The sequence below is a fragment of the Blastochloris viridis genome (assembly GCF_001402875.1).
GTDB classification, from domain to species: domain Bacteria; phylum Pseudomonadota; class Alphaproteobacteria; order Rhizobiales; family Xanthobacteraceae; genus Blastochloris; species Blastochloris viridis.
Genome location: NZ_CP012946.1, coordinates 3,159,794 through 3,175,452, shown reverse-complemented (window position 1 = coordinate 3,175,452; position 15,659 = coordinate 3,159,794). Strand labels below are relative to the sequence as shown.

General features: G+C 64.1%; 13 protein-coding genes, 1 pseudogene and 1 other annotated feature. Of the genes and pseudogenes, 4 read left to right on the top strand and 10 right to left on the bottom strand.

All coding sequences use genetic code 11. The features are described 5' to 3' along the window. Positions 1-12: 12 nt before the first annotated feature. From BVIR_RS13825 to BVIR_RS13800, 6 genes are all read right to left on the bottom strand, one after another. A complete protein-coding gene (locus BVIR_RS13825) occupies positions 13-1,143 on the bottom strand; it encodes an acyl-CoA dehydrogenase family protein (RefSeq protein WP_236823614.1) in 1,131 nt (376 codons plus the stop codon). 23 nt (positions 1,144-1,166) lie between these two features. After that, positions 1,167-2,984 carry an asparagine synthase (glutamine-hydrolyzing) gene (gene asnB, locus BVIR_RS13820; RefSeq protein WP_236823613.1) on the bottom strand — a complete coding sequence of 606 codons (1,818 nt, stop codon included), beginning with the start codon at positions 2,982-2,984 and terminating at the stop codon, positions 1,167-1,169. Further along, on the bottom strand, positions 2,948-3,979 hold the full coding sequence (locus tag BVIR_RS13815; RefSeq protein ID WP_055038179.1) for an adenine nucleotide alpha hydrolase family protein: 1,032 nt from the start codon (positions 3,977-3,979) through the stop codon (positions 2,948-2,950). The genes asnB and BVIR_RS13815 overlap by 37 nt, the downstream gene beginning before the upstream one ends. Beyond that, complete coding sequence (locus tag BVIR_RS13810; protein WP_055038178.1) at positions 3,979-5,547, bottom strand: class I adenylate-forming enzyme family protein; 1,569 nt, start codon at positions 5,545-5,547, stop codon at positions 3,979-3,981. The genes BVIR_RS13815 and BVIR_RS13810 overlap by 1 nt, the downstream gene beginning before the upstream one ends. Beyond that, positions 5,540-5,812, bottom strand: coding sequence for an acyl carrier protein (locus tag BVIR_RS13805; RefSeq protein ID WP_055038177.1), 273 nt, complete (start codon positions 5,810-5,812; stop codon positions 5,540-5,542). Before BVIR_RS13805 ends, BVIR_RS13810 begins: the two co-directional genes overlap by 8 nt. 169 nt (positions 5,813-5,981) lie before the next feature. Then, positions 5,982-6,455, bottom strand: coding sequence for a hypothetical protein (locus tag BVIR_RS13800; RefSeq protein ID WP_145911954.1), 474 nt, complete (start codon positions 6,453-6,455; stop codon positions 5,982-5,984). A gap of 528 nt (positions 6,456-6,983) precedes the next feature. Here BVIR_RS13800 and BVIR_RS13795 point away from each other — a divergent pair. Continuing rightward, the gene (locus tag BVIR_RS13795; RefSeq protein ID WP_055038175.1) at positions 6,984-7,679 is read left to right on the top strand and encodes a 4'-phosphopantetheinyl transferase family protein; all 696 of its coding nucleotides are present in this window, start codon (positions 6,984-6,986) and stop codon (positions 7,677-7,679) included. Between the two features lie 142 nt (positions 7,680-7,821). Here BVIR_RS13795 and BVIR_RS13790 read toward each other — a convergent pair. Then, positions 7,822-9,053, bottom strand: a protein-coding gene (locus BVIR_RS13790) for an IS3 family transposase (RefSeq protein WP_145911955.1) whose coding sequence is annotated in 2 segments (ribosomal slippage) — positions 7,822-8,762 and positions 8,762-9,053 — 1,233 coding nt in all. Because the reading frame shifts where the segments join, the coding sequence is not laid out codon by codon here. After that, positions 8,653-8,769: a sequence feature (AL1L pseudoknot), on the bottom strand. (Overlaps the previous gene by 117 nt.) Here BVIR_RS13790 and BVIR_RS17090 point away from each other — a divergent pair. Next, complete coding sequence (locus BVIR_RS17090) at positions 9,031-9,369, top strand: hypothetical protein (RefSeq protein WP_179944853.1); 339 nt, start codon at positions 9,031-9,033, stop codon at positions 9,367-9,369. The genes BVIR_RS13790 and BVIR_RS17090 overlap by 23 nt on opposite strands. A gap of 129 nt (positions 9,370-9,498) precedes the next feature. Here the strand turns inward: BVIR_RS17090 and BVIR_RS13780 are convergent, their stop codons facing one another. From BVIR_RS13780 to BVIR_RS13770, 3 genes are all read right to left on the bottom strand, one after another. Next, on the bottom strand, positions 9,499-10,791 hold the full coding sequence (locus BVIR_RS13780; RefSeq protein WP_055038174.1) for a DUF4062 domain-containing protein: 1,293 nt from the start codon (positions 10,789-10,791) through the stop codon (positions 9,499-9,501). 322 nt (positions 10,792-11,113) lie between these two features. Continuing rightward, positions 11,114-11,332 carry a conjugal transfer protein TraD gene (locus tag BVIR_RS13775; RefSeq protein WP_055038173.1) on the bottom strand — a complete coding sequence of 73 codons (219 nt, stop codon included), beginning with the start codon at positions 11,330-11,332 and terminating at the stop codon, positions 11,114-11,116. Position 11,333: 1 nt separating this feature from the next. Further along, entirely contained in the window at positions 11,334-11,708 is a 375-nt protein-coding gene (locus BVIR_RS13770; RefSeq protein WP_055038172.1) for a conjugal transfer protein TraD, read from the bottom strand. Positions 11,709-11,879: 171 nt separating this feature from the next. Between BVIR_RS13770 and traA the strand changes: the two are divergent. Together traA and BVIR_RS13760 are read left to right on the top strand one after the other, a co-directional pair. Further along, positions 11,880-14,236: pseudogene (traA, locus tag BVIR_RS13765) on the top strand (Ti-type conjugative transfer relaxase TraA); the annotation flags it as partial. Positions 14,237-14,558: 322 nt separating this feature from the next. Next, entirely contained in the window at positions 14,559-15,617 is a 1,059-nt protein-coding gene (locus BVIR_RS13760; RefSeq protein WP_055038171.1) for an IS630 family transposase, read from the top strand. Positions 15,618-15,659 lie beyond the last annotated feature (42 nt).

Sequence of the window (15,659 nt, the reverse complement as noted above, 5' to 3'; positions counted from 1 at the left end):
CCCCGTCTCCCTTCAGCGACCCGGAATCCGGGCCAGACGTTCCTTGATCATCTCGTCGGCGATGATCAGACGTTGGATTTCCGACGTGCCGTCGCCGATCTCCGTGAGCTTGGCGTCTCGATACAGGCGCTCCAGCGGCAGATCCCTGGAGTACCCGGAAGCCCCGTGAACCTGGATTGCATTGCGCGTGATCTCGACCGCCATTTCGGAGGCGAACAACTTGGCCTCCGACGCAGCCTTGGCCAGCGGGAGCCCGCGCTCCCGTAACTCGAGGCCGCGTGCGAGCAGCAGGCTCGCCGCGTCGATGCTCGTCTCCATGTCTGCGAGCATCTGCTGCACCAGCTGGAAGCGACCGATCGGCTTACCAAATTGCCGCCGGCCGACCGCGTGGTCGACGCACAGGTCGCGGGCTCGCTCGGAGATTCCGATCGCGATCGCCGCCATGTCGAGGCGGGCGGCTGGCAACGTCCGCTGCAGTATCGCAAAGCCACCATTCCGGCGGCCGATTAGGTTGTCCTTGGGGACCAGCGCGTCCGTGAACACAAGCTCACCGGTGTCGGAGGCCCGCATGCCGAGCTTCCTCTCGCGCCGCCCCGTCGCCTGGAATCCCGGGGTGCCTCTCTCGACTGCGAGCAAGCTCAGTCCGAGGATGCCGGCTGCGGGCGCGGTCTTGGCCACGACCACGGCCACATCGGCAACATTGGCGTTGGTGATAAAGACCTTCGAGCCGTTGAGAAGAAAGTGCTCGCCGGCATCGGTCGCGGTGGTGGCGATCGCGGCGATGTCGGAGCCGCTGCCCGCCTCGGTCATGGCGAAGGCAGCGATGGCCTCGCCGCCGATCAGCGCCGGCAGCAGGCGCTGCTTGAGGCGCTCCGACCCGCCAAGGAAAATTGGCAGCATCGCCAGCGTGGCGTGTGCGACGGCGCTCATCGCGGTCGAGGCGCAGGCCTGGGCGATCTCCCGGATCAGCCCGGTATAGACAGCCCAGCCAAGCGCAAGACCGCCATATTCGCTCGGAAAGCCGGCGCCGAACACGCCGAACCGCCCGGCCGCCCGAAAGACGTCGACGGGAAACTCCTCCCGTTCGTCGGCGGCCGCCGCGACCGGTGCCACAACCTGCCGGACGAAGGTCTGTGCGCTCATCAGAAGGTCGGTGTCCGGGCTCCTCATGCCGTCACCCCGAATGCCTGGTGCCACGCGTCGAGGGCGACAAGAGCATGAGCGGTCCTGAAGATGGCGAGGTTGTCGGTTGCCGCGAACTGGTTCTTCTTCCGGAAAAAGTCGTCGACCTTCTTCCTGTCGAAATAGCCGGCGATGCGGGAGTCGTGTGCCTGCACCAGCGCGTTGGCACGATTGCGCTCGGCCCAGACCGACTTGGGGTCGACCGGGATGGGAACCGGCCGCTTTTGCCGCGTGACAACGGCGGCGGGTAGCAAGTCGGCGGCGACGCTACGAAGCACCACCTTGTTGATGTCCGGCTTCGCCTTGTAGCACGCTGGCAGGTTGAGGACGTACTCGACCAGATGGTGGTCCAGAAATGGGACCCGCGATTCGACGCCCCACGCCATGCTGGTCTTGTCGAGACGTTCGAGCATCTCGACCAGATAGTATTTCAGGAACAGGTAGAGCAGCTTGTTGAGCGGGTCGTCGCTCTGGAAGCTGTCCATATCCGCCGAAAGCGTTGCACGGATACGATCGCGGCACCGCGTTCGTGCCACGAAGTCGGGATCAAGAAGCGCCCCGACCTCGTCGAGATAAGGCGCCCACGGGAACTCGGCCGGTGTGCCAGATCCGCAGCGATCGAGGAAGAAATAGTAGCCGGCGAACAGCTCGTCGGCGCCTTCGCCCGACATCACCACGGTCACATTGGGCTTGACCTCACGATAGAGTAGGAACAGCGAGGGCGATGTCAGGTCGACCGGCTTCTCGACGTGCCAGGTGACGCGGCTCATGGCGTCGCGGTAGTCCTCCGGCCGGAACACGAACTCGGTGTGCTCGGTGTGATAGGCGCGCGCCACCAGCTCGGCGTAGCGGCCGTCGATGTCGTCGGGCCGGAGCGTGGCGCCATGGTCGTAGCCCATCGCGAATGTCTTGAGGCGCCCGCCGACATGGCCGGCGGCGAGCGCGGAGACCACGCTGGAATCGAGGCCGCCGCTCAACAGCGTGCCAAGCGGAACGTCACTCACCACCTGCGCCGCGACCGCCGAGTTGAGCAGCCCGCGCACCGCATCCCGGCTTTCTTCGAGCGACGAGCCGGCATGGCGAAGCGCCGCGCGGGCCATCGACCAATAGATGTGAAGCCGCAGCTCGCCGTCGTGCACCGCCAGGATGCCCCCAGGCACAAGCGAGCGGATTCCCCGGAACATCGTTCTGCTGTCGAGCAGCGACGTGCACAGCAGATAGTCGGCGACCCCGTCGGGATCGATCTCACAGCGGGCCGCCGGGTGGGCCAGTATCGCTTTGATCTCTGAAGCGAATAGAAAAACGCCGCCGAAGACGCCATAGTAGAGCGGCTTGATCCCCAACCGATCGCGGGCCAGTACCAGCAGGCGCTTCGTGCGGTCCCACAGCGCGAACGCGAACATGCCGTTGAATTGCGACACGCAATCGAGCCCGTCCTCCTCGTAGGCGTGGACGATGACCTCGGTGTCGCAATCGGTGGCGAAGCGGTGGCCCTTGCGTTCCAAAGATGGTCGCAGGCCGCGGTAATTGTAGATTTCTCCGTTATAGGTGACCCAGACGGTGCCGTCCTCGTTTCGGAGCGGCTGACGTCCCCCGGAAAGATCAATAACCGACAGGCGCCGGTGACCGAAGCCGACGGCGCCGTCAAGGTAGACGCCGGCATCGTCGGGACCACGGTGGGACAGCTGCGCCGTCATTCCCGCCAGCGCCTCCGGCGAAACCGGCGCGTCGCGCATGTCGAGGATGCCACAGATGCCGCACATCGCTAGGCTCCAGGTCCGCAGCGACTGCAGGAGCGGCACATCAGGTCTCGTTCGACTGCGGATGCGACATCGACGACGGTGTCGTCGTGATCGTTCAGCTTGTCGAGCGCTGCCTCGCGGGTCAGTACTCCGAGCCTGACGAGCTGGCTCATCTCGTAGTCGTAGGGATGGAAACGGTACAGGTTCTTGTGCCGGATGATGCCGAACGCGTTCAGGCGGCAATTGGTCGAGCTGGGATCGACGTCCGTGGGCTTCGACCAGCCGAGGTCGGGGAGAACGCGGTAGATCTCATTCTCGTCGTAGCCGACGATAGGCAGCGGACTGACGATCCACGGAAACGGTCGCGTCTTGTACTCAACGGCCGACAGCGTCAGATAGTCATACGCCCAAGGCCCAGTCCGCTCCGCTAGCCTCGCGAACAACTGCCGGCGCAGGGGCAGGGGGATGACGTTGTCCTTGAAAATTAGCTCCTCGTCCGACGTGAGCACCTGGCCGGGCGTATTGCCGAGCATGACCATCGGCACGTTCTTTTCGATCGCGATGCGCAGCATCGTGGTGATAACGATGCGGATGCACGCGATACAAACGCCGCTGCCGAACCTGGTCAGATGGTCCGGGAAGACCCGCGACAGCGCGCTCTCCAGGAAGATTGCGTTCATATGATCCTGGCGGTGCCGGACGACGATATGGTCGACGGCAAGGGCGGACACCACGTTGCGCATGTTGGCGAAGCAGGCCGACGACACGAAGCCGTTGTCGAAGGTCACCGCCAGCAGCCTGAGGCCGAACCGCGACGCCAGTAGGTGGAGCAAGTAGGAGCTGTCCTTGCCGCCGCTGAACGCGACGACGGCGTCATAACGGTGGTTGCGTGCTTTGGCGTCTGCGAGGAGGCTCCACAGCGTATCCGTGAGGCGGGCGGACGGTGCCGGTGGATGCCTGGCGGTGAAGTCTCGGCACAGCGAGCAGACGCCGTCCTGGTCGATGGTGATGCCGGGGAAGTTCTCGGGAAGGACGCAAACGCTGCACCGCCGCATCACACCTGCTCCAGTCTCAGACCGGCGCGGTCGATCTTGCCGTTGGCCGTCGTCGGCAGGCTGGCAACGAAGGCGATGTCGTCCGGCACCATGTAGTGAGGCAGATGGCGCCGACAATGCTGCGTCACCGCCGACTTGGTGAGGGTCGAGCCGTGCCGGCACACGATGAAGGCCTGCAATGCAGGACCACCCCCGGAGTCCGCGCCACAGACCACGGCGGCCAGGGCAACCCCGTTGAGGGCGAGCAGGCACGCCTCGACCTCCTCCGGATAAAGCTGGTAGCCGAATCGCTTGACCATGGTGTCCTTCCGGCCGACGAAATAGAGGCAGCCGTCTGCGTCGAGCCTGCCAAGGTCGCCGGTGTGGACGCGACCGTTCCGGAAGGTCGCGGAGTGCGGGCGCTTCCAGTACCCCGGCGACACGAACGCGCCTGCATGCACGACCTCTCCGACGGTGCCGGTGGGGCATGGCTGTCCGTTCTCGTCAACGACAGTGATCGTCACCCCGGGCAGCGGCCTGCCGGCCGAGCCGAGCTTGGTGAAGAAATCCTCCGGCGCGAGACAGGTCGATCGGAACGCCTCGGTCGTTCCGTACATCATGTAGAAATCCGTCGACGCCAGAGCGCGCTTGAGCCGCAGCAGGTCGGGCTCGGAAAAGTGCTCCCCGATCAGCGACAGGTAGCGCAGGCACGGCAACGCCCTGTCCGCGAAGGCGGGGTAGCGCTCCTGCATCAGCCGCCAGAACGAGGGAACCGCATGAGCGCCGGTGATGCGCTCCGCGGCAAGGGTCGCGACGACGTCCTTCGGGAACAGCGAATCCTGCAGAACGAGCGTTCCGCCGACCAGCGTCATGGTGAAGAGCTGGCTAAGCGCGCCGTCGAACGAGAACGGCGTGAGGCTAATCAGGCGGTCGTCGGCCACGTTCCCAAGCACCTGTGCCGAGACGAGCGTTGCGTCCGACAGGATCTGATGGGTGACCATGATGCCCTTTGCCGACGCCGTAGTCCCCGAGGTGTAGATGATCGCGGCGAGGTCGTCCGCGGCGTTCGACCCTTCGGGAAACACCCCACCGGCCGCGGTGAGACCGCGCAAGATCGGCGAGAGTTCGATCGCCGGCACGAGGTTCGCGTCCGGAAAGGCGGAGGCAACGGCGCCTTCGGCGCTTAGCCGGATCACCAGGGGCGGCAGCACGGCGGCGCGGGCCGAGCGCTCGAGCATCACGTGTTTGCTAGGATGAAAGAAGAGGGCGGCGGGCTCACATTCCGTCAGCACGTGATTCAGCTTGTCGTCACGAAACGCCGGGTTGATGTGAACCAGGACCGCGCCGATCTTCATGACGGCAAAGATCGCCGCGACCTCCTCGATGCACTTCGCCGAGTAGATCGCAACACGCATGCCGCGCTCAACGCCGGCCTGGTGGAGGAAGGCGGCGATCCGGCTCGACGCCTCGTCCAGCTCCGCATACGTGACGCGCTGGCCATGCCAAGCGATCGCCTCCTTGTCCGGAAGGTCGAGCGCACTCCGGCGCAACATGGCGTTTACAGGCAGCATCACGGTGCGGTCACGCATGTGAACGCGCGGCAACCGCGCTCTGCGCATCGTTTGCCTGGAGCGTCGTGACCAGGTTCACCAGACCATCGACCGTGCCGAAACTCGCCATGTCAATCTCGTCGCCGGTGATTTCCAGGCCAAACGTCTCTTCGATGAACGCGACCAGCGACAGGACGTCAAGCGACGTCAGGACTCCGCTTTCAAACAGGTTGCTGGCAGGGTCGAAGCCGCGTTCGGATGAAATCTCTTCGATGTAGACGACGATGGAGTCGCGAATGCTCATAGGAAATTCCCCGGGCGGTTGCTCGGCCACGCTCGACAATTCGCATCCAGGTCCTGCTGCGGGACGCCGCGAAATCTCGGCGGTCGACACCGCTGACGGGACCAGCCGTTCGCAGGAGCATTCTTTGGTGAGCGCTCTGCGCGGAATTCGGCTTATCGGAGACGGCTTCTCAGGTGCTCGCAGTCTGCTCAGCCGCCTGGTCGCTAGGAACGATGGCGAGCCATGTCCCGGCGGCGGCGACCAGAATTGCAGGGACCTGAACATGTTGGATGAGAACTGCGGTCGGCTTGATCTTCACCAACGCCAACCGAGGACCCGACGTCGGCTCATCCTTGTCTGACCCCTCCTGCGCCGGTTGCCCTTCAGCCTCCTCCTTTGGAGGTGCTTGCTCGTTGGTGGAATCGGACGATTCCGCCGCGGGCGCGGGGGCGGAACTCAGCGCGGGAAACTGAATGTCGATCACGTCCTCGGAGGCGACCTCGTACCGCGTGCCGTTCAGGTCAATGAAGTGAGACGCGTCAGTGGCGTTCAGGAGCGTTGCGACGATCACAACATGAGCGGGTGACGAGTCTGCCGCACTGTCGGTGGTCGCTGCCGGCCTCGGGGTGGCCTGGAATCCGACTGACTGTTGATCGAGGTTCATTTGGTACTCCTTGAGTCTCGTTGAGGGAGCACGTGTCGGGACGCCTGCTACGGTTTCCGGTCGGAGAACCGCATTCCGTACGCCGAAATAGACCCAACTTCTCAGGGACGGCGCGGTGGGCCGTTCCTCTGAATTCAATGGGATCAACGATCGTGAGGTACCTAGTCTTATCGACCCCAAGAGACGACGAACAATGTCGCGAAATGCACGCCTCCGAAAACTTTCGAGGCGTAAATCTCCGTCGTGCTTTGCGCGCCTCTCGATATCGATCCGTGTCGCGTTGTTGGAGACGAAATCACGCTGTCCGAACGCCTAATTTCGGACGTTTCTGGTGGGCGCCATGAGCAGCTTACGGAAATCGAAACGCCCAGGCTGTAACTGATGCCATGCCACGGTCTTGATGGTGCCTTGAGCAACTATGCAACCAAGGATACCATGGTTCGGCGCGTTGACAACCGGTAACTGAACGTCAACGCGGCAGGATTGCCTGAGCCCGAGTTGTGGCTTGCGGCATGGATAGAGGCCGGAATGCGGACGCGTGTGAGCGAGGTGACAGGCGATTTTCCCGGCGATGCGCGGGTTTACCTTGTGCACGTCGGCAATTTCGCGCCATCGCATGCTGAAGAGACGGTTCTCAGCGTCGGCGAGCGGAGACGCGCAGACACGTTCGAGCTTGCGTTTGTGCGGAAGCGCTTCGTGTGGCGACGGATTATCCTGCGCACGCTGATCGCGGCGCGTCTCGGGTGCCGGCCTCACGAGGTCGACTTGCAGTCCACGCCCGCGGGGCGGCCGTTCGTGGCGGGTTCCGACCTCGACGTCAGCGTCAGCCATTCGCGCGATGTTGCGCTCATTGCGATGATAGGGGGCCGCAAGCGCATCGGCGTTGACGTGGAGGCGTTGGCACCGATGCCGGATCAGGAGCAGGTTGCCGAAATCGTGCTCACGCCGCAGGAGCTAACCGAATTCCGACGGTTCGACGTCTCATGCGACGTGTTCTACCGAATCTGGACTTGCAAAGAAGCCTGTCTCAAGGCGATCGGGACCGGCTTTCGGCTGGACCCGCGAGCAGTCGAGATCCGCCTCGCCGATCTGGCTGCACCGATGGTGCAACGCATTCCGGGATCGGTGCGGTACACCTTGACGTGTTTCGAGCCGATAACCGGATACATTGCCGCGTTGGCGGTTCAACTCGGCGAGGAACACAGCGAAGAGATTGCCAGGTAATCTGAACAGTCGCGTTTGAGTGTGGGCGTTGAGCCGCCGGAAGCCTTGAATCTTTGCCGGCTTCGATCATGGCGGCCGCCGTCCAACGCAGGGCCATGGCGACTGAACCGCCCCGGGTTTGCCGGAGGCGTTTTGGCTTGAGTTACGCGGCCATCGCTGTCTCTTCCAGCATGGCATAGTAGCGCGCCTCGGCTTCGGCCGGCGGAATATTGCCGATCGGCGCCAGCAGGCGGCGGTTGTTGAACCAGTCGACCCATTCCAGCGTGGCGAACTCGACGGCCTCGAACGACCGCCACGGTCCCTTTCGATGGATAACCTCGGCCTTGTAGAGGCCATTGATGGTCTCGGCGAGCGCGTTGTCATAGGAGTCGCCGACGCTGCCGACCGAGGGCTCGATGCCCGCCTCGGCCAGGCGCTCGGTGTAGCGGATGCTGACGTATTGCGATCCGCGATCCGAATGGTGCACCAGGCCGGCCTTGCGGGCGGGCCGCCGGTCATGAAGCGCCTGCTCCAGCGCATCCAGCACGAAGCTGGCGTGCGCCGTGCGGCAGACGCGCCAGCCGACGATGCGGCGGGCGTAGGCGTCGATCACGAAGGCGACGTAGACGAAGCCCGACCACGTGCTGACGTAAGTGAAGTCGGAGAGCCAGAGCATGTTTGGCGCCGGAGCATGGAACACCCGGTTGACGTGGTCGAGCGGGCACGGCGCCGCCTTGTCTGGCACCGTCGTCCGCACCGGCTTGCCGCGAATGACGCCGCGCAATCCCATGTCCTGCATCAGGCGCTCGACGGTGCAGCGCGCGACGTCGAAGCCCTCGCGCACCATCTGCCGCCAGACCTTGCGCGCGCCATAGACCTCGAAGTTCTCGGCGAAGACGCGGGCAATCTCAGGACGCAAGGCCTGGTCGCGCTTTGCCCGCGCCGAGAGCTTCGCCGGATCGGCCCGCTTGGCGACATGGTCATGGTAGGTCGAGGGGGCGATCGGCAGCACCTTGCAGATCGGCTCGACCCCGTGGACCTCGCGGTGATCGTCGATGAACGCGATCATGTCTTGGACCGGCGGTCGAGCTCCGCCATCGCAAAATACGCCGACGCCTTGCGCAGGATCTCGTTGGCCTGCCGCAGTTCCCGGTTCTCCCGCTCCAGGGCCTTGAGCTTCTCGGCGACGTCGCTGGGCACGCCCACCCGCTTTCCGGCGTCGACCTCGGTCTTCCGGATCCACTCGTTCAGGGTCTGCGGCGTGCAGCCGATCTTGGTGGCGACCGACACCACCGCCGCCCAGCGCGAGGGGTGCTCACGCTCGTGATCCAGCACCATCCGCACCGCCCGCGATCGAACCTCAGGAGAAAACTTGCTGCTCGTCTGCTTGCTCATGGCTCCACCTTCTCAGGAGTTGGAGCCTCCGGCAAACCCGGGGCGGTTCACAAACTCCGTCGACCAAGAACACGTTGGTCGGTTTCTGCCCGACAGCCTCGCAGGACTGACGAAGCTGTTGCCGTCCTTGGTGAGGCGCGAAGCGATCTTCGTTGGTGAGGCCGCTGCCATTCCTGCGAGAATTAAGATTCGCGAGCTGAACGACAATCAACTTCCAGATTCGAACGACATCAAATTCGCGGACGGCTGGGCGAAGCCTCCCATCAGTCTTGAGGCGATCGCAGCTGTAGTGAAGCGCTGGCGGCGTGAAGATTAAGAGGGCTGACCTGGGAGTCTGACCCGTCCTAGCATCTGATACCAACGGTCGGCTGCCGCCGCCGTCGGTATGATTTGCGGCGTATGGCCAGGGTTCGCTCCTGGCGCATAGGGTCGTATCCTGTTGCTCTTAAGGCTGCGTCCTCCAAAGGTAGTCGCTGGCCGAGCTTTCGACGCCCTCAAGGTTGAGCCCGTCCAGCAGCAAGCGCCCGTCGATGGGATCGATCACGGGTGCTACATAAACTCCCCGTATTTTCCGGTTTCGCCCGTTCATTAGGCTCAGGCTGTTCGCGTCGCGCATCGAGTGGCCGATGACAATTGGCCGGGATGTATTCATCACGTCCTCAACCGCGGCCCAAAAGGACCTGTCCATCCGCGCACGATTCGCGTCGCCGGGGCTCAAAACGAGAGTCGTCGGACGGTCGATCGACCCATCGATCTTGAAGATCGTGACCGCCGGCTTTGCATCGCCGCTCACATCGTCGCCTGGCGTCCGCACGGAGTATGGGATCTTGAGCATTTCACAGGCGCGCTCAAACAGCCGGTCGTAGTTGGTGGTCAGGATGATGGGAAACCGTCGCACCGCCGCCACGTGGGCCGGGGTGGGCTCGACGGGCAGGGGCGGATTAAGGAGTTTGCTGACGATGCTGAGGCTTCGGTCGCGTCCCAGCATCGTCTCGGCCACTTCGAACAACTGGGCTAGGCTGTGGCGTGACGTCTGGTCTGGATCAAGGCCGAGAGTTCGGCCGATAACCCCCGCCAAGGCGTTAGCACTCGGATAGCCGGCGCTGAGCGACAATCCTGCGCCGGCGAACAGGACCTCCGGCGGCGCGGAAGCGTCCGCCAGAGGCGGCGGCGGCACCCAGCTCGTGAAGGTGAACGCGGCTGGCGATTGCGCTGCTACCTTCGAAACTCTATTTTGCACGGCGGTGCGCAGGAATGAACTGGTGAACACGTCAAGCAAAGCCTGGAATGCCTTTTCCCGCAAGTCGGATGCGAGATTGAACTCGCAGCGAAATAAGCCGGTTTTCCAGTTACCGATTTCATTGCGAAACTTGTCCCTGAGAATCGCATCTTCGCTGGTCGAATCCGCTCCGTACTTTAGCTTTTTGAAGAAGGGCAAAATTGGAATCTCTTGATCCCGGGCGACGTCGATCTCGAGATGGGTGACGGATTTGCCCTTGCCGCCGCCGTAACCCTCCGTCGGTATCCAGCCATACCGTTCACCCTGGATCAGGATACAGATCAGAGAAGTCCGGATTTCCTGCTCCAGGACGGCCCAACTTGTCCCGCCGTTCGGGAGGATGCCTTCGGCGTTCACCGGCTCGAGATTCAGGCTCTTAATAGCACCGACGACTGCCTCCCGCTCGTTGGCGAGGTCGTCCATTGTGCTGCTCACAAACACTCGAATCTTCGCCGGCATGCGATGCCCCCAACCACACCCCCAACAGCATAGCATAACTTCCGACCTACCCGCGGTCGGCGTGGATCACCGTGTTGGTGCAGGTCGCTGCCATACCTGAAGTTCACCGACGCTTCCTTGACGGCTTCAAACGAGGCGAGTCGGATTGGAGAACTTCTCGGGATATCGGAGGCTCAGCATTTGCCTGCCGTCATGCGGAAACAGCGCAATCTCGCCGAATTGCCCGATGTCAAACGGCAGAGGTGGCTGATGCCTTGGAGCGCATTTCATTCTATAATCACGACACATTGAAGGTGCCGTCGTCGTTTGGCGAAACTGATGCTTAGTCATTCTCGAACGCCTGCTTCCCTTTCGCGGCCCAGAGCGCCAATGCCTTCGCGCGTTCTTCGCCTTTGAGCTTATCTGCCATCCAGAGCAGCGCGCCATAAAGGATCGTTCGGTCGTCGCTGGTGAGGTCGACGATGCCGGCTTTGACGACGAGGCCGCCGAGTTCGATCAGGTGCCGCGTGCGCTTGCGGCGCTCAACTTGCCAAGTGCGCATGTCATGCTGCGCCCGTGCCGCCTGATGGCGGCTGCGGGCCACCTGGAAGCGTTGAAGCGCTGCCGGTGTTGCGGTCAGGCGTCGATGCAGGCCGCGCCGTTGCGCCGCTGTCGCCTGGGGGCGGCTCTCCGGCACCGCCCGATCGGGATCGCCCCTGAAAAAACGCAGCGCCGCGCTTCGCCCAGGCCTCCCGCTTGCCGGCATCCTTGATCTCGGTCAGCACCATCAGCGCGCCGGCCAGTTCGTCGGCGGTGAGCGCGTCGGCGCCGGTGGCGATCACCAGTTCGCCAAGCTGCTGCACCTTGCGGCTCTTGAGATGTCGCGCCTTGTCTTCGAGCACCTTCAGCTCCGCATCGAAGTCCCGCGGCTTGCGCATCACGTCCTCCCTGCGCTGTTGATGGCGCGAGGGTAGTTGAGCGTCTGCCGGAATGCTGTAGGGTTGCCGGGACGGTTTGGAACCGCGCGGGCATTCCCGAGAAATTAGTTTCGAGGGCGCGCTTATACGTCGTTCCGACGTGCGCTTCGCCGTGCTGATGATCGGGTCGCGATGGCGATCTATCATCTGCACGTCAAGGTCATTGGCCGCACATCCGGCTCCAGCGCGGTGGCGTCTGCCGCCTACCGCTCGGCCTCGCGACTGCGCGACGATCGGCTGGAGCGCAGCCACGACTTCTCCGCCAAGCGTGGCGTCGTCCATTCTGAGGTTATGCTGCCGGACAATGCACCGGAGGCGTGGCGCGACCGCGAGCGGCTGTGGAATGACGTCGAGGCGTTCGAGCTGAGGCGCGACGCGCAGCTGGCCCGCGAGGTGGAATTCGCCCTGCCGCGGGAGTTGACCTCGCGCCAGGGCATCGACCTCGCCCGCGACTTCGTGCAGGCCGAATTCGTGGAGCATGGCATGATCGCCGACCTCAATGTGCATTGGGACATCGGCGCGGATGGCGTGCCGAAACCCCATGCCCATGTCATGCTGACCATGCGCGAAGTCGATGAGAGCGGCTTCGGCCGGAAGGTGCGCGAGTGGAACCGCACCGAGATGGTGGAACGTTGGCGCGAACGCTGGGCGGAGCTGGCCAACGAACGTCTGGCCGAGCTCGACATCGACGCGCGCATCGACCACCGCAGCCTGGAAGCGCAGGGCATCGCGCTGGAGCCGCAATGCCAGATCGGCGCGCCGGCCCAGCGCATCAAGGGCGAAGGAATCGAGACTGCCGACCGCGCGGCAATGGCGCGCGGATCATCGCCGATCCTTCCCTGGCGCTGGACGCGATCACCCATCAGCAATCGACCTTCACGCGCCGACACATGGCGATGTTCGCGCATCGGCACAGCGACGGGCTCGACCAGTTCAACGCGGTGATGGGCGCGATGCGCGGTGCGCCCGATCTGGTCGAACTCGGCCAGGACGGACGGGGCGAGGATCGCTTCACCACCCAAGCGATGATCGAGGCCGAACAGCGCCTGCACCGCGCCGCCGAACTGATGGCGGAGCGGCAACGCCACGAGGTGAACGACGCCGACAGAAAGGCGGCGCTGGCGCGGGCGGAATTGCGGGGCCTCGTTCTTTCCGGCGAGCAGGCCGACGCGCTGGCGCATGTCACGGACGGGCGCGATCTCGGCGTCGTGGTCGGTTATGCCGGGACGGGAAAGAGCGCGATGCTGGGCGTGGCGCGGGAGGCCTGGGAAGCGGCGGGCTATGAGGTCCGGGGCGTGGCGCTGTCCGGCATCGCCGCCGAGAATCTGGAAGGCGGATCGGGCATCGCCTCGCGCACCATCGCCAGCATGGAACATGGCTGGGGACAGGGCCGCGACGCGCTCACCGCGCGCGATGTTCTGGTGATCGACGAAGCAGGCATGGCCGGCACGCGCCAGCTGGAGCGCGTGCTCTCTCATGCCGCCGAGGCCGGCGCCAAGGTGGTGCTGGTCGGCGATCCGCAGCAGCTGCAATCCATCGAGGCGGGCGCGGCGTTCCGCTCGCTCGTTGAGCGCCACGGCGGCGCGGAAATCGGCGAGGTGCGCCGCCAGCGCGAGGGCTGGCAGCGCGACGCCACGCGCGATCTGGCAACCGGCCGGACCGGCGAGGCGATCCAGGCCTATGACACCCATGGCATGGTGCATGAGGCATCGACACGGCACCAAGCGCGCGAAAATCTGATCGGGCGCTGGGACCGCGACCGGCAGGCGTCGCCGGACCTCAGCCGCATCATCCTCACGCACACGAACGCCGAAGTGCAGGCCCTCAACGACGCTGCGCGCGAGCGGATGCGCGCCGCCGGCGATCTCGACGATGACGTGCGCGTCACGACCCAGCGCGGCGACCGCAGCTTTGCCCGCGGCGACCGCATCATGTTCCTGCAGAACGAGCGCAGGCTTGGTGGGGATGGACTTGGCGTGAAGAACAGCACGCTTGGCACCATCGAACACGTCAGCCCGCAATCCATCACCGTGCGCACCGACGATGGGCGTAGCGTCTCGTTCGATCTCAAGGATTACGATCGCATCGACCACGGCTATGCCGCCACCATCCACAAGGCGCAAGGCATGACCGTGGACCGCGCCCTCGTGCTGGCGACGCCGGGCCTGGATGCCCATTCGAGCTATGTCGCGCTGTCGCGCCACCGCGACAGCCTGGACCTGCATTACGGCCGCGACGACTTCGCCAGCGAGGAGCGTCTCGTCCGCACCCTGTCGCGCGACCGCGCCAAGGATATGGCGACGGATTACGAGCGGCTCGACCCGGCGCAAGGCTATGCCGAGCGGCGCGGCATCACCTTCCGCGAGCGTGTCGTCGAGATCGTGCGCAAGGTCGTGCCGGAGCGGACCGTGGCGGCCGATCCGGCGGCAGCGCTACGCGATGCCCGCCGCGATGCGCTCATCCGCCATGCCCGTGCGGCCGATGCCATATGATCGCCCGCGCTTGGTTTGAAGACGCAGGCGCTCGAGCGCCTGCGTCCGGAAAGGGCGCTCTATCGAACGCTTGACAAAACAAGGATAGCGCGGCGCGCCGTAGCGCAAGGTGGCGGGCCGCGGCCGATGATGACGAGCACTATGTTTACGCTATAGCCCTCCTAAATAGAGCTAAGGGCAAATGACTCAAACTAAGTAAGTTTCCAGCATCTTCTCAATCTATTCATGGCTGCAAGGCAAGGATACGTCATATACCGCGACTCCGAAGGATTTGGATTTTTCGGTTTTCCTGGCGCGGGTTTGGTGATTCCCTGTCGGCATGGCAGGGCTGGTTCTGACGGCTGAGGACCGATCGTATTTCCTGAAGCTGATGCGCCGGCAGATCAACAGCGCGGTGCATCGGCGGGTGAACGTATTGCTGCTGCTCGACGATGGCTGGACGCCGGCGCAGATCGCCGCCGCGCTCTATCTCAACGAGAGCACGGTTCTGGAGCACCGGGCGCTTTATGCCGAGCGCGGCCGAGCCGGGGTGGAGGCGCTGGCCTATGTCGGGCGGTGCTCGCCGCTGGATGCCGCCCAGCAGGCGAAGCTGTCGGCCTGGATCGCTGACGAGGTTCCCCAGACTGCCAAGGAGGCTTGCGCCTTTGTCCGCACTTCCTTCGCGGTGGACTATACGCCCCACGCGATGGCCAAGCTCTTGCTGCGGCTCGGCTTTGTCTACAAGAAGCCGAAGTGCGTGCCGGCCAAGGCCGACGCTTTGGTGCAGCAGGCCTTTCTCGACACCACGCTCAAGCCGCTGATGGACGCCGCCGGCCCCGAGGCGCCGCTCTATTTTGTCGACGCCACCCACCCCTCCTATACCGGCCGGCCCGCCCATGGCTGGCTGCGCAAGGGAAAGACCGTCGAGCTGAAGTCGAACCACGGCCGCACCCGGCTCAACATCAACGGGGCGCTGTCGTGGCCGACGCGCCAGCTGGTCCACCGCGAGGAAGACCTCATCACTTCCGCCGCGATGATCCGCCTGTTCGACGATCTCAGCGCCCATCATCTCGGCACGGCGACGATCACGGTCGTGCTCGACAATGCCAGGTACAATCACTCGCGCGAACTCACGGCCTATCTGGCCAGGCCGGGCTGCCGCCTGAAGCTGGTTTATCTGCCGTCCTACGCGCCCAACCTCAACCTGATCGAGCGGTTCTGGCACTTCATGAAGCGCAAGGTGCTGTTCAACAAGGCCTATGGCAAATTCGCCCTGTTCAAACAGGCCTTCGAGGACTTCTTCCAGAAACTGCCGACCTACGCCGCTGACCTCGCCAGCCGGATCACCGACCGCTTCCACCTCATCGGCAAGCCAAACTCGGGGATTTCATCGGCGTAGGGGTATACCAACGGCCTTTACGTTTGACCTTTGGCCGACGTC